The sequence below is a fragment of the Streptococcus gingivalis genome (assembly GCF_035544715.1).
GTDB lineage: Bacteria > Bacillota > Bacilli > Lactobacillales > Streptococcaceae > Streptococcus > Streptococcus gingivalis.
The window spans coordinates 70,829-84,369 of the sequence record NZ_JAYKTO010000002.1; the positions used below are offsets into that span (position 1 = coordinate 70,829).

The following is a 13,541-nucleotide window of genomic DNA, read 5'->3' on the forward strand; positions in this document are numbered from 1 at the left end:
CTAAATCTCTATCTCACACTCAATCACTTGGCAAAAATCAATGGTTTCATTCGGTACAAATTGACGAATGAGCATGCGATGGGCTACAACTACCACAGTTTGATGTTCCCGATACTTAGCCATGCATTCTAGAAAACGAGACTTCATCTCTACAGCTGTCTCATATTGAACAGGAGAATTTGGGAGCAACTCCCCCTTGTTTTCTAAAAACAGACATCTAGCTGTCTCAAAGTTCTCTATACCTGTTTCATAAACCTGCCATTCGTGCAATAAAGGCTCTACCCTCAAAGGAAGGCCCGTAGCACAAGCCAGATAAGAAGCTGTTTCTAAAGCTCGCGTCACTGCTGAAGCTACTAGCAGATCAGCTGATTGGAACAAGGGGTTTTGGCAAAGGTCCTGAGCCTGTTTCCTTCCCTTCTCAGATAAGGGCGCCAAGTCTATCCCAAATCCCGTATAAGAACGCTCCTCTAACTCACGGTAATCTGGCTCTCCATGACGGATAAAAATAATTTTCATATTAAGATCCCCATAAAACTATTAATTCTCCTTGGTAGCTGACAAAACGGAAGCCTTAACACAGCCTTTGCCATCTACCCCTATAAACTCTATGCTTTTAGCACCGTTTTCCTCTAAAAAATCTTTTAAATCTGGATTAGTAAAGCAAGAAGCCCGACGCTTCTCAAAGATACGAGAAGATACAAGCAGCAAGCCGGTCGCAAATTTCTTCTTTCTGTCTTTTCTCCCCCGTCAAGGACACACGCGCATTCTTGACCTCTGCAACCTCAACCTCCTCAACAAAAGAAGACCAAGACCCACAGTTTGGACAGCGCCCTAAATACTTGGGGGAATTATATTCACAATTTTGACACACAAATGTCGCCTTTTTCTTTGCGATAATAAAGCTCTTTCTACATCTCTATCTCACATTCAATCACTTGGCAAAAATCAATCTTCTCGTCTGGTACAAATTGGCGCATGAGCATTCCGTGAGTTACAATGATAATAGTTTTATAATCTTTATATTTTTCCAAAGCTCTTAAAAAACGATGACGCATCTCTAGATCAGTTTCATAGCGATAAGGAGAATCTTCAGATAAAACTCCTTGATGTTTTAGATAATATTCATGAGCTACCAATACACTAGTTAAATCAGAGTTAGTACCATCTAAGTCTGGACGCCACTCATGAAAAAACGGCTCCACAAATAAGTCCAATCCTGTTTCAACTGCTATATAATGTGCTGTTTCTAAAGCCCTCGTCACAGACGATGAAATAATAATCTCTGCCTTTCCAAAACATGCAGTTTTAGCAACTTCTTTTGCCAGACTGCGACCTTTTTCTGTCAATGGTGCTAAATCACGACCAAAACCACTATAGAGTCGCGGATTTTCAAGTTTATCAAGCATACTATAATCTGGCTCCCCATGACGGACAAAGATAATCTTCATCCTAGTGCCCTGTGCTTCCAAATCCACCAGTACGAACTCCGTCTGCTTCATCTCCATCTACGATTAAAAATGGTGCAAAGACAGCCTGAACCACACGTTCGCCGACTTCAAGAACAACTTCCTGATCGGTAATATTTTTCATCTGAGCAAAGATATGGCCTTCATTTCCTGGATTACCATAGTAGTCGCCATCAATAACCCCTACAGAGTTGATCAAGACCAGGCCTTTTTTGCGAGGGTTAGAGGAACGGTCATAGAGATAGAGCACCTCCCCCGCTTGCATATAGGCCTTGACCCCAGTTGGGACGAGGACGATTTCTCCTGGTGCAATCACTGTGCGCTCGGCTACCTTCAAATCATAGCCAGCCGCATGGGCCGTCTCCCGTTTTGGAAGCAAGTCCTGATTGGTATAGCTTGATACAAGTTCAAATCCACGAATTTTTGTCATCATGATTCCTCTTTCATTCTAAATAGTTTCTATCTCTTCTATTATACCATCACTTTGCCCTAGCGTCTCCTCAATTCTACTATTCGTATTCTTTCAATAAAAACTTACTTTTCCGTCCTTCTTTTTTGTAAATCGGTTGGTATTTTCATGGTTGTTTCCTGAAAGAGAACAAAAGTTGATGAAATCTCTTAAAAGTTCGTAATTCCTGCCTCATTTCATCAATTTTAGCTTGAAGCTACTCATTATTTTTGCTATAATTCCCTGTGTAGGGAATAATTTTAAAAGTAAAATATTTTACCCTATAGAATTATTTTATGGAGGTCGTGTCTCAGCACTCAATTCTTATTACCAACAGATTGGATTTGAACGTTCCTATCTTTAAAAGTAATCAGGCATTGATAACTAGGCACTAATTTTTTATGAAAAGGGAAGATAAGATGAAGAATAGGAATATCAAAATTTTCTCATTTGTCCTTTGTTTAGTGGCCATGCTTTTCGCTTTAGGTCTGAATCGCACTTCAGCAGAAACTCCTGGAGTGACAGTAAGCGGAAAATGGGTCGATACAATTTCAAACATACAAGTTTCCAATAATGAAGGCGGCAACCTTGATTGGGAATTAGGACAATGGGCAACGTTCCGTATTAATGCAACATATGATTTAACAGGTAAAAATGTTAAAGCAGGTGACCAAACTACAGTTACCGTACCAGATGCATTAATGATCACATCCGATAGTTTTGAAATTCGCGATATTAACACAAATGAAATTATCGCTCATGCTACTGTTGATGCTGAAAATAAAAAATTAACATTAACGTATACAGACTATGTTGAAAAACATTCCGATACAAATGGATCGTTCTTCTTCTATGCCCGTATCGACTTCAAAAAGCACCCTCAACAAGGAGAAATTCCGGTTGAAGTGACGGTTAACAACAAAACAATTATTGCAGGTAAAGTTACCTTTAAAGGGGTTGGTGATGGTGATCCAAACCTTTTAAAGAAAACAAGTTGGGTTCACAAAGATGACCCTAAGACTATTTCCTATACCATTTCTGTGAACCAACTAAAGCAAAATATTAAAGAGGTTACAGTAGAAGACACATTGCAATTTACCAATGCTTCTTATGTTAAAGATAGTTTTCGTGTGACAAAAGGTGAGATGTCTTATGTCGATGGTGGATGGCAATTTAATAATACTAAGGATGTAACCAATGAACATCCTGTAACTGTTGGTGAAAATGGTCAATCATTTGTTGTGAATCTTGGAGATATTAGTGAGACGGATCAATACCGTATTACGTATGATGTTCATTTAAATTACTCACCAGCCGATGGGGAAGTCTTAAATAACCAGGCTACTTTAAAAGGTAAGAACATTAAGACTAAAGAAGCAGTAAATAAAGCTGCCGTTCAAATTGCTGGTGGTTCTGGTGTTGGTTATGTCTTTACCATTCATATTCACAAAGTAGATGATGCTAACCAACCACTTGCTGGAGCTAAATTCAAAGTGGTACGTCAGGCCAACAACCAAGTAATCGGGGAATATGTAACAGATGATAAAGGTAACATTACAGTCAATGGTCTTTTAAAAGATAAATACATCTTAACTGAGTTACAAGCACCTGAAGGTTATACCATTACTACTGCTGATACCCCAGTTAATGCTGAAGACTTTAGTGGAACTGATAAATCAGTGACGAAGACAATCGTCAATCCAAAAGCAAAACCTAAAGCAACTCAAGCTACCATCGAATTAGATAAAACTCTTATAGGACGTGATCTAACAGATGGTGAATTTAGCTTTGAATTGTACGAGGGTGCTAACAAGCTTCAAACTGTTACAAACAAAAACGGAAAAGTAACATTTGCACCAATTGAGTACACCGAAGAAGGTGAACACACATACACTGTTAAGGAAGTAGCTGGAAATACCCCAGGTATTACCTATGACAAGACTGATAAACAAGTAACTGTTAAGGTGAAAAAAGATGGCGACAACCTGAAAGCAGATGTTGCTTATCCAGAAAATAAAACCTTCTCAAATACTTATACGGCTCCTCAACCAGCAAAAGCTAAAATTTCAGCTAGCAAGATTTTAGAAGGTGCTGAATTGAAGAATGGCGAATTCAATTTCCAATTGTTGGATGAAACCGGAAAAGTTCTTCAAACAAAACAAAATGCTGCAGATGGTACAGTAACCTTTGATGATATTTCATATTCATCAGAGGACGCAGGAAAAACCTTCCACTACACGATTAAAGAAGTCATTCCTGAAAGCAAAGCAAAAGGAATGACCTACGATGAAGGAAGTATTGATGCGACTGTAACTGTCACAAAAGATGATGCAAGCAATACACTCAAAGCTTCTGTGACATATGGTGATAAGAAATCATTCACTAACAAATTGGTAACAACTTCAATTCCACCAACTCCTCCGACGGTTGACAAACCTGAATTGAAACTCTACAACATTCAATTGCACAAAGCTAACGCAGATGGAAATGCTCTTGCAGGTGCTGTATTTGGTCTCTTTGAAGCCGATGGTACGACTCCTGTAGCAAATCCTTATGGAGAAGGGCAAGCGACCGCAACTTCTGATTCAAATGGTCTTGTAACTTTTACAGGATTTGAAGCAAAAGATTATGTGGTGAAAGAATTGACTGCTCCAGAAGGTTATCAACTATCATCAGATGTGATTAAAGTTTCTGCTAGCGAGTTGAATGCTGCGACTAACCTCGTCGTAGACAAAGGAACAGTGGTCAACAAACCGTTCACTTCAATTCCACCAACTCCTCCGACTGTTGATAAGCCTGAATTGAAACTCTACAGCATCCAATTGCATAAAGTGAACCAAGAAGGGAAAGCTCTTGTTGGTGCTGTATTCGGGCTCTTTGAAGCTGATGGTACGACTCCTGTAGCGAACCCTTATGGTGCAGGTCAAGCAACTGCTACCTCTGATGCGAATGGTCTTGTAACCTTTACAGGATTAGAAGCAAAAGATTATGTGGTGAAAGAACTTACAGCTCCAGATGGCTACCAGTTATCAGATGAAGTCATCAAAATCTTAGCTAGTGATTTGGTTGTTTCAAATAGTGTAGTGGATAAAGGAAATGTCGTTAACAAACCATTTACTTATATCCCTCCAACTCCTCCAACTGTTGACAAACCCGAGTTAAAACTTTACAACATCCAATTGCATAAAGTGAATCTAGTAGGTCAAGACCTTGCAGGTGCTGTATTTGGTCTCTATGAGGCAGATGGTGTGACACCAGTTGCCAACCCATATGGCGAAGGCCAAGCGACTGCTACATCCGATACCAATGGTCTTGTTTCCTTCACTGGATTGGAAGCAAGAGATTATGTTATTAAGGAGTTGACAGCGCCAGCTGGCTACCAATTATTAACGGATGTTATTACTGTATCTGCTAGCGAATTAAAAGCTGCACCTAACCTTGTAGTAGACAAGGGGACAGTTATAAACTATCTAACACCACCAAACACACCACCAAACACACCACCAACTCCGCCTACTACACCGTCAACAGACAAACCAAAAGGAGATAAACCTTCTGGAAGTCAACCAAAAGAAGATAAGAAACATACCCTTCCTTCTACAGGTGAAACAGTAAGTGCTGGACTTGTTGCAGCAGGACTTGCGCTTGCAGGAGCTGGAAGCATGCTCGTTGCCAAAAAACGCGACGAATAATTCTAAAACAGGTTTTCATCTAGCATTGCTAGATGGACCTGTTTTTTTATTGATGACCGTCCTGTTTTCTGATCTTATTTCCAGTATTTTTGCGTCCTTTCTAAGACACAAAAAAGAGATCGGCTCAAGTCCAACCTCTAATTTCATTATAATTCCTGTAATAAATAACGGAAGAGTTCTAAATTCCCTTTTTCTTCATTGACCAAGTATTCTGGATGCCATTGCAAGCCCATAATGCGATGACCATCTACAGCTTCAATGGCTTCGATGGTGTGATCGCGCGGATCAAAGGCGGTCGCACGGAAATTCGGTGCGAGATCCTTGATACTTTGACGGTGCACGGAATTAATCCGACTGGCCTGACCAAAGAGTTGTTCCACCACACTGCCTTTTTTAGTCTGGATAGAATGGGAAGTCCCAAACGGAAGTCCTTGCCAATGCCCTTCGATCTCTTGGTTGAGTGTTCCTCCAAAAGCCACATTGATCAACTGAACCCCACGGCAGATTCCTAGAACCGGTTTGTTTTGGCGTACTGCTTCCTTCAGTAGGGCAAGCTCAAATTGGTCCCGTTCGATATTGTAATCATCACTTTCGATGGTTTTTTCTTCGCCATAGAGACGAGGATCGACATTTTGGCCTCCACTTAAGATCAATTTGTCAATCGTTTCAACATAGTCCTTAACTAAGGAAGGATCCCCCATCGGGATGACCATTGGAAGTCCACCTGCTTGACGAATCCCTTCCGCAAACTGACTAGATACAGAGGAATGAAGGTTTTTCCCTTCCGGGTCCACCGGACAGAGATTAGCGGATACTCCAACAATTGTTCTGCACATATTCATTCCTCCTTCATTTTTACTAATACTTATGTTACCACCCATTAGTGATAGTGTCTAATATGTATTTTTTAAAACCGTGATAGATTTTATTTATCACCCTCACCTTCCTCACAAAACAATTGATGATCATACAAGTTTTTTTACCTATATTATGTTAAAATAAAGAGGAAAATAGAATCGTCCTTCAAGGCACACATTCGGCCGTTTCGAAGGCGCAAGCGCTAGATTTCTAGCCTTGTTGAAAAAATAGACATAGAAATGGAAGATACAATGGAAAAACAAACCGTTGCAGTATTGGGTCCTGGTTCATGGGGAACAGCCCTTTCACAAGTCCTCAATGATAACGGCCATGAAGTCCGTCTCTGGGGAAATATCCAAGAACAAATCGATGAAATCAATACCGCTCATACCAATCAACGCTATTTCAAAGACATCGTTATTAGCGAAGAGATTACTGCTACGACCGATTTGAAAGCAGCTTTGGACGGTGTGGACGCTATCCTCTTTGTCGTTCCTACAAAGGTGACCCGTTTGGTGGCGAAACAAGTCGCTGAAACACTGGATCACCCTGTAACAGTCATGCACGCTTCCAAGGGACTAGAACCTGGTACACACAATCGGATTTCTCAAATCCTTGAAGAAGAAATTCCTGCTTCTCTTCGCAGCGAGGTGGTGGTCGTTTCTGGACCTAGTCACGCCGAAGAAACTATCGTACGGGACATCACCCTCATTACAGCTGCCTCAATAGATTTAGAAGCTGCACGTTATGTTCAAGAACTCTTTAGCAATCACTACTTCCGCCTGTATACCAATACCGATGTTATCGGAGTGGAAACTGCTGGAGCCTTGAAGAATATCATCGCTGTCGGAGCTGGGGCCCTGCACGGTCTTGGTTATGGTGACAATGCCAAAGCAGCTATCATCACGCGCGGTCTCGCTGAAATCACGCGCCTTGGCGTTAAGCTAGGAGCTAGCCCCTTGACCTATAGTGGTTTGTCTGGGGTTGGTGACTTGATCGTTACCGGTACTTCTGTTCATTCCCGCAACTGGCGAGCTGGGGATGCTCTCGGACGTGGTGAAAAATTGGAAGACATCGAAGCCAACATGGGCATGATCATTGAAGGGATCTCTACGACCAAAGTCGCCCATGAACTGGCACAAGAATTGGATGTCTACATGCCGATTACACAGGCCATTTACCAAGTCATCTACGAAGGAAAAGATATCCGCGAAGCTATCCACCACATGATGAGCAATGAATTTAAAGAAGAAAACGAGTGGAAATAAGTCAACCACCCTAACACCAATCCTACCTTTTAGAAAGGAAACTATATGACTAAAGTTAGAAAAGCAGTCATTCCTGCGGCTGGTTTGGGGACACGCTTCCTCCCAGCTACCAAAGCTTTGGCAAAGGAAATGTTGCCAATCGTTGACAAACCTACGATCCAATTCATCGTAGAAGAGGCTCTGAAATCTGGAATTGAGGAAATTCTTGTCGTAACAGGGAAGGCCAAACGTTCGATCGAAGACCATTTCGATTCTAACTTTGAATTGGAATACAACCTCGAGCAAAAAGGTAAGACTGACTTACTCAAGTTGGTCAATGATACAACAGCGATCAATCTTCATTTCATCCGCCAAAGTCACCCTCGAGGTTTAGGAGACGCTGTTCTTCAGGCGAAAGCTTTTGTTGGGAATGAGCCTTTTGTTGTCATGTTGGGAGATGACCTGATGGACATCACCAATGATGATGCCTTGCCATTGACCAAACAATTGATGAACGACTACGATGAAACCCATGCATCCACTATCGCTGTGATGGAAGTCCCTCACGAAGAGGTTTCTTCTTACGGTGTGATCGCACCTCAAGGAGAGGGCATCAATGGTCTTTATAGCGTTGAAACTTTTGTCGAAAAACCAGCTCCAGAAGATGCACCGAGTGATCTCGCCATCATTGGCCGCTACCTCTTGACTCCTGAGATCTTTGATATTCTTGCAAATCAAGAACCAGGTGCTGGTAATGAAATTCAATTGACGGATGCGATCGACACCCTCAATAAGACCCAACGAGTCTTTGCCCGTGAATTTAAAGGCCAACGCTACGATGTAGGTGACAAGTTTGGTTTTATGAAAACATCGATTGATTATGCTTTGAAGCATCCACAGGTTAAAGAGGATCTCAAACAGTATATCATTGATCTTGGAAAACAATTAGAAGAAACTGAACAAACTGCAGACTAATCATTCCCAAATCAAAAGAATACAAAAAGACTGGCCATATCATGTAAGGGCTTTGCTACCTTACAATGGTCAATCTTTTTTTCGTAAAAAAGAGGCTGGATAAAAATCCGGCCTCTTTTGTTTCATTGGACTTGGTCCAATTCACATTTTAATTCTTATTGTTTAAGGATGAACATTGTAAGAATAGTTTGTATTTGAGTAAGTTTCAATTTCACCTGGATTGAAATTAGATCCGAAGCGATTATTGTTGTTTACACTATTTCCTGCTACAGGAGCTTCAGTTGGAGCTTGAACTTTTTCTTCTGGCTTCACAGGAGTCTCTACTTTAGGAGATACAACTGGTTGTTTCTCCTTGTTAGCAGCATAGCCAAAGCGATTGTTTGGATTTCCTTCTGCATTAGCAGGAATATCACGTGTAGAAGATGTTGCTACATAATTTGGCGCTGGGATGTAAACTTTGTTCGCATCTTCACGGATTTGTGGTTTTTCTGGAACCGTTGGTGTGTCTGGTTTCTTAGGTTCTTCAGGATCTTTATAGTTATCTGGTTTAGAAGCACGATAAGGATCAGACTTACGTCCAGCTGCCTCTAATTGTTTTTCCATTAATTTTTCATAATCTTTGAAGTGTTGGAAGAGACGATCAGACAATTCAAGGGCATCTTTTGTCACCTTATCTTCAGCAGCTTTTGCAGCTTCAGGTTGATCTTTCAACGCATAATATTCAATATCTTTCTTCTCTTGATCAACAATAAATTGTTTTTCCAGAGCTTTCCAGTGATCTTGAACTGTTTTTCCAAAGACATCTTGGTTATTGATCGCCATGTTGTCAATGTGCCATACTGTCCAATACCATGAATTTGGATCATAAGTTGCTGTTTGAGGTTTGAAGGCTTCGTAAGTATCTTTTAGATTACCATAGAATGGAACATAAGGTGTGTTCCGAGATGGTCCCATACCAAGCCATAAAGTACCACCAAATGATTTTGGAAGTTTTGGATTGATTTGGTAGACATGGGCATCAATAACGTTTTCATTTCCTAAAGCATACTTGTATTGGTCTTTACGAACAGCATCATTGCTACCATTATCACCTTGTTTCTTCACTCCAATTTGATCGTCCGGTACGAAGCGACCATTTAAGTGTTCAAAGCGATTCCGTTGCATAGCAAAGGCATCTTCTAAAGTAAATTTCTTATTTGGATCAGTTGGAGAACGGAATAGTTCGTATTCGTCATCCTCGTAAGTCACTTTCGATTTTGGATCCAAAAGGGTGATTCCTGCGTAAGTACGTGAACGGTCTCCTTCAGCATATTTTTCTGGTCCATAAGATTTAGCGATATGGAAGTTACCATCTTTATCTGTCTTGTAGTTACCAGATTCTTTAGCTACTTTTTCGACATCTTTCGAAGCGATCACATTTTCCTTGTCATTCAAATCTACATGACCAAGGTAGTAGGTATTGGCAAAGACTGCATATTTGTCTTCTGGGACTTTAACAGCTACATATTGGTGACCAGAAAGAATTTCCATATACCAAGTTTCTTTTTGGTCCGCAATAACAACTGTATTCCCCTCAGCTGAACCTTTTTCTTCAATGACTTTCGCAAGTAATTCGATTCCTTCACGAGCAGATTTTGCACGAGGTAAAATTACATCAAGCATGGCAGCTTCTGGGAGACCGTTTTCTGTCAATGGGTCAGTCTTCAAGACTTTTTTGTTTGGAATGGCTGTAACAGTTGAGGTCATAGAAACGCCGGCTTCGTTAAATCCATGTTCCCCAAAGGCACCGTTACTACCATCTCCACGAGCAGAGTCATAAGTCGCTGTGTATTTCATTTCACTGGCAGCATGTGGATAGGTAAAACCATTAGATTCGTCTTCCAGTTGATCCCCTTCCTTATAGTTCTTCGCATCAACAACTACAAAGTTTTTGTTGTGCTTTCCACCATTTGGATAGTAAGGGTAGTCTTCTGTCCGACCAAAGAGAGTGGTCCCATCCTTGGTCAATTGGCGACCAATGATAAAACCGCAACAGGCTTGAACAGCTTGAATTGGTAGGAGTAAGAGTGTCATCGCTACCAATGAGAGTTTTAACAACCATTTTTTCATGGCAAATCTCCTTTGTTTTTGCACTACTTTTGACAAAATAGCACTATTTTTGGTTTTTATATCTCCAGTTTACACCTTTCTCAATCCTTTTGCAAGCGCTTTCTAATTTGCGTTTTTATACCTTTTTACCTATGATTACCTTCTCTATGGGCCTACCAATAGTGGGTTCACTCGGCTCCTGCAAGTATATTATGATAAATATATACAATTCTTTGTATTTCAAACAATTTTCTGTTAGTTTACGATTTCGCTACATTTTTTAGAAAAAAAGCCCTTCTCTGTGAGAAGGACTTCTTAAAATAGATTCAAGATTTTACCTAAGAAATAAAGGAAAAGCAGGAGATAAGATAAAGCTGCACTAATCTGATAGGTTCGGTTCATAAAGCGCGCCTCTCCTCTTACTGGAAAGACATAAGCCAACATGACTCCAGCCACTAAGCCACCGATGTGCCCCGCCATACTGATTCCTGGCATGAAGCTAAAGATCAAATTGACCACAATCAAGCTGGTATAGGACTGACTCAAGTGACGAATATAGGGGCTTTGGACAATAAAGCGCAAAGCACCAATGGTCCCAAACAGTCCAAAGAGGGCTGTAGAAGCTCCTGCTGCAATCACATCTGGCGTAAAAATAGCAACAAAGACATTACCCATCATGCCTGATAAGAGATAAAGAGCTAAGAAAGCCTTCGATCCAAAGAGATCTTCTGCCAAACGTCCTAAGTAATAGAGGGTGATCATATTGAGCACAAAATGTTCTAGGCCGATATGAACAAATGTAGCTGTCACTATTCGCCATAACTGGCTAGGATCGACTTTCACAACCTCTCCAATAATACCACCGCTATAGTAAATAGCAGCACCTGTTTGGTAGTCGCCTCCAAATCGGATAAACATGGAAAGAAAGACTGCCGTTGTGACGAGCAACAAGAGGCTGGTCACAGGATAACGACGATCAAAGAGTAACTTCATAGACTAGCACCTCCTGAACTGCCTGATCAAACGTATCTGGCTGGAACTCCTTCTGCTGGATGGAATAAATCGTACTAACCGTTTTTCCAGTAAAATCTTCCAAATAACGATCATAATAGCCACCACCATAGCCAATTCGGTAGCCTTTTGACTGGAAGACCACGCCTGGTACATGGATCAGATCAATCTCTGACTGTTCCACAAGCTTTCCTTTTTCATTGGGCTCCAGCAAACCAAAGCGTGTCTTTTCCAAAATGTCAGGATCGTATTCCACAAATTCCATTCGCCCTTGTGGATAGGTACGGGGAACACAGACGCGTTTTCCAAGTTGAAGAGCTGCTTGAATCAAGCCAGCTGTGGAAAATTCATGCCCCATGGACAGATAGGTGGCTAGGGTCTTGGCTTCCTGAAAGGCTGGAAGCTGGATGAAACGCTGGGTTAATTGGCTATCTGCCTCCGCTTTCACTGATTGAGGCAACTCTTTCATGGCTGCAATGGTTTCTTTTCGTAGTGTTTTCTTCATGCCTACTCCTTTTGTCTAGCTTTTATTGTATCATTTTTTAGGAAAGATCCGAACAGTTTTTATACAACAAAATAAAAATCCAACTCCAGACGGAGTTGAATCATTCCTTTATTGGTTAGCTTTCATTTTCAAAAATTTACCAATGTTTTCCACAGCAAAGGGAAGGGCAGCCTCATTTGGGCTCATCTTCGGATGGTGCAGGGCATAAGGGGTATCAATTCCCAGCCAGAACATGACCCCAGGGACCTTGCTCAAGAGAAAGCCAAAGTCTTCTCCTGTCATCGCAGGTAGGATATCAATCAGGTTCACATCTTCCTCAGCTGTGAAAAAGTCCATGAGTTCTTTGGCCAACTCTGGTTGGTTTTCCACAGGCAAGTAACCTCCTTGCTTGAGTTCCAAATCTAATTCTACCTCAAAAGCGGCTGCAACCCCTTCCGCAATCGTTTTGACCCGTTTTTGAGTCAGTAGGTTCATCTCCATGGTCAAGGTCCGGATGGTCCCATGAAGGAAGGCTGTCTCAGCAATCACATTATTGGTGGTTCCTGCATGCATGGAACCAAAGGTCACCACAGCCCCTTCAATCGGATCGACATTTCGACTCACGACCGATTGGACTTGGGTAATGAAGTAAGAGGCTGCTACAAGAGCGTCATTGGCCTCATGTGGAAAGGCGGCATGCCCTCCCTTTCCTGTAAAGGTGATCTTGACTTCACAGGTCCCCGCAAAAAGGGTACCCGTATTGGTCGCAATGTCCCCCACCTTCAAATCAGGGCGCACATGCAGACCATAAAATTCATCAGGGAGCCAGTCGCCAAAAGCATTGTCCTTATACATGAGCATTCCACCAGCCTCATTTTCTTCAGCTGGTTGGAAGAGAAAGAGCAGGTTATTTTTGGGTTGCACTTGAACCAGTTGATCTAAAAGTCCAAGGGCTGTCGTCATGTGCATATCATGACCACAAGCATGCATCCGTCCTTCATGTTTGGAGGCAAAATCAAGGCCCGTTTGTTCTACAATCGGTAAGCCATCGATATCCGTCCGCCAGCCGATAGTTTTTTCAGGTGCAGACCCATGGAGATAAACTAGGATCCCTGTCCGCCAAGTCCGTTGCTCTACAAAGTCCTTGCCTGCTGTGATCTCTGCGATCCGCTCTAAGAGGTAGGCTTGGGTTTCAAATTCTTCTAAGCCAATTTCAGGAATTTGGTGAAGGTCTCGTCTGATTTTGATCAAATCCAGTGTCATAGTTGTCTT

The 13,541-nt window shown here is 41.6% G+C and carries 11 protein-coding genes and 2 pseudogenes; 3 read left to right on the forward strand and 10 right to left on the reverse strand.

Translation table 11 applies throughout. The annotated features are described in order from the left end of the window. The 5 genes and pseudogenes from SM122_RS06645 to SM122_RS06665 all read right to left on the reverse strand — a co-directional run bounded on the left by SM122_RS06645 (window position 1) and on the right by SM122_RS06665 (window position 1,896). Window positions 1-516 carry a histidine phosphatase family protein gene (locus SM122_RS06645; RefSeq protein WP_049475021.1) on the reverse strand — a complete coding sequence of 172 codons (516 nt, stop codon included), beginning with the start codon at window positions 514-516 and terminating at the stop codon, window positions 1-3. Window positions 517-540: 24 nt separating this feature from the next. Beyond that, window positions 541-741: pseudogene (locus SM122_RS06650) on the reverse strand (isochorismatase family protein); the annotation flags it as partial. After that, a pseudogene (locus SM122_RS06655) lies at window positions 737-898 on the reverse strand (DNA repair protein RadA); the annotation flags it as partial. The pseudogenes SM122_RS06655 and SM122_RS06650, both read right to left, overlap by 5 nt. A gap of 10 nt (window positions 899-908) precedes the next feature. Further along, window positions 909-1,448 (reverse strand): histidine phosphatase family protein, encoded by a 540-nt coding sequence (locus SM122_RS06660; protein ID WP_049475022.1) that lies wholly within the window; start codon window positions 1,446-1,448, stop codon window positions 909-911. Window position 1,449: 1 nt separating this feature from the next. Continuing rightward, window positions 1,450-1,896 (reverse strand): dUTP diphosphatase, encoded by a 447-nt coding sequence (locus SM122_RS06665; protein ID WP_049475033.1) that lies wholly within the window; start codon window positions 1,894-1,896, stop codon window positions 1,450-1,452. Window positions 1,897-2,333: 437 nt separating this feature from the next. On the opposite strand from SM122_RS06665, the gene SM122_RS06670 reads away from it, so the two are divergent. Beyond that, window positions 2,334-5,606, forward strand: coding sequence for a SpaA isopeptide-forming pilin-related protein (locus SM122_RS06670; protein WP_324737911.1), 3,273 nt, complete (start codon window positions 2,334-2,336; stop codon window positions 5,604-5,606). 146 nt (window positions 5,607-5,752) lie between these two features. Here SM122_RS06670 and SM122_RS06675 read toward each other — a convergent pair whose 3' ends face one another. Next, window positions 5,753-6,442 carry a gamma-glutamyl-gamma-aminobutyrate hydrolase family protein gene (locus SM122_RS06675; protein ID WP_155170452.1) on the reverse strand — a complete coding sequence of 230 codons (690 nt, stop codon included), beginning with the start codon at window positions 6,440-6,442 and terminating at the stop codon, window positions 5,753-5,755. 273 nt (window positions 6,443-6,715) lie between these two features. On the opposite strand from SM122_RS06675, the gene SM122_RS06680 reads away from it, so the two are divergent. Together SM122_RS06680 and galU are read left to right on the forward strand one after the other, a co-directional pair. Then, a complete protein-coding gene (locus SM122_RS06680) occupies window positions 6,716-7,732 on the forward strand; it encodes an NAD(P)H-dependent glycerol-3-phosphate dehydrogenase (protein ID WP_155170468.1) in 1,017 nt (338 codons plus the stop codon). Between the two features lie 45 nt (window positions 7,733-7,777). Then, window positions 7,778-8,686, forward strand: coding sequence for a UTP--glucose-1-phosphate uridylyltransferase GalU (gene galU, locus SM122_RS06685; RefSeq protein WP_155170450.1), 909 nt, complete (start codon window positions 7,778-7,780; stop codon window positions 8,684-8,686). A gap of 162 nt (window positions 8,687-8,848) precedes the next feature. On the opposite strand, the gene SM122_RS06690 is transcribed toward galU, so the two are convergent. The 4 genes from SM122_RS06690 to SM122_RS06705 form a co-directional block, all read right to left on the reverse strand. Continuing rightward, a complete protein-coding gene (locus SM122_RS06690) occupies window positions 8,849-10,795 on the reverse strand; it encodes a C69 family dipeptidase (RefSeq protein WP_155170449.1) in 1,947 nt (648 codons plus the stop codon). A 294-nt stretch (window positions 10,796-11,089) separates the two neighbouring features. Further along, window positions 11,090-11,767 (reverse strand): rhomboid family intramembrane serine protease, encoded by a 678-nt coding sequence (locus SM122_RS06695; protein WP_195327018.1) that lies wholly within the window; start codon window positions 11,765-11,767, stop codon window positions 11,090-11,092. After that, window positions 11,751-12,290, reverse strand: coding sequence for a 5-formyltetrahydrofolate cyclo-ligase (locus SM122_RS06700; protein WP_324737912.1), 540 nt, complete (start codon window positions 12,288-12,290; stop codon window positions 11,751-11,753). The genes SM122_RS06695 and SM122_RS06700 overlap by 17 nt, the downstream gene beginning before the upstream one ends. A gap of 108 nt (window positions 12,291-12,398) precedes the next feature. After that, window positions 12,399-13,532: an N-acetyldiaminopimelate deacetylase gene (locus tag SM122_RS06705; protein WP_195327020.1), complete on the reverse strand. Its 1,134-nt coding sequence runs from the start codon at window positions 13,530-13,532 to the stop codon at window positions 12,399-12,401. Between the last annotated feature and the right edge of the window lie 9 nt (window positions 13,533-13,541).

Excerpts from the sequence above, each read along its gene's own strand:
- SM122_RS06645 (WP_049475021.1), bottom strand. The coding sequence starts at position 516 with ATGAAAATTATTTTTATCCGTCATGGAGAGCCAGATTACCGTGAGTTA.
- SM122_RS06665 (WP_049475033.1), bottom strand. The coding sequence starts at position 1,896 with ATGACAAAAATTCGTGGATTTGAACTTGTATCAAGCTATACCAATCAG.
- SM122_RS06700 (WP_324737912.1), bottom strand. The coding sequence starts at position 12,290 with ATGAAGAAAACACTACGAAAAGAAACCATTGCAGCCATGAAAGAGTTG.
- SM122_RS06690 (WP_155170449.1), bottom strand. The coding sequence starts at position 10,795 with ATGAAAAAATGGTTGTTAAAACTCTCATTGGTAGCGATGACACTCTTA.
- SM122_RS06660 (WP_049475022.1), bottom strand. The coding sequence starts at position 1,448 with ATGAAGATTATCTTTGTCCGTCATGGGGAGCCAGATTATAGTATGCTT.
- galU (WP_155170450.1), top strand. The coding sequence starts at position 7,778 with ATGACTAAAGTTAGAAAAGCAGTCATTCCTGCGGCTGGTTTGGGGACA.
- SM122_RS06670 (WP_324737911.1), top strand. The coding sequence starts at position 2,334 with ATGAAGAATAGGAATATCAAAATTTTCTCATTTGTCCTTTGTTTAGTG.
- SM122_RS06680 (WP_155170468.1), top strand. The coding sequence starts at position 6,716 with ATGGAAAAACAAACCGTTGCAGTATTGGGTCCTGGTTCATGGGGAACA.
- SM122_RS06695 (WP_195327018.1), bottom strand. The coding sequence starts at position 11,767 with ATGAAGTTACTCTTTGATCGTCGTTATCCTGTGACCAGCCTCTTGTTG.
- SM122_RS06705 (WP_195327020.1), bottom strand. The coding sequence starts at position 13,532 with ATGACACTGGATTTGATCAAAATCAGACGAGACCTTCACCAAATTCCT.
- SM122_RS06675 (WP_155170452.1), bottom strand. The coding sequence starts at position 6,442 with ATGTGCAGAACAATTGTTGGAGTATCCGCTAATCTCTGTCCGGTGGAC.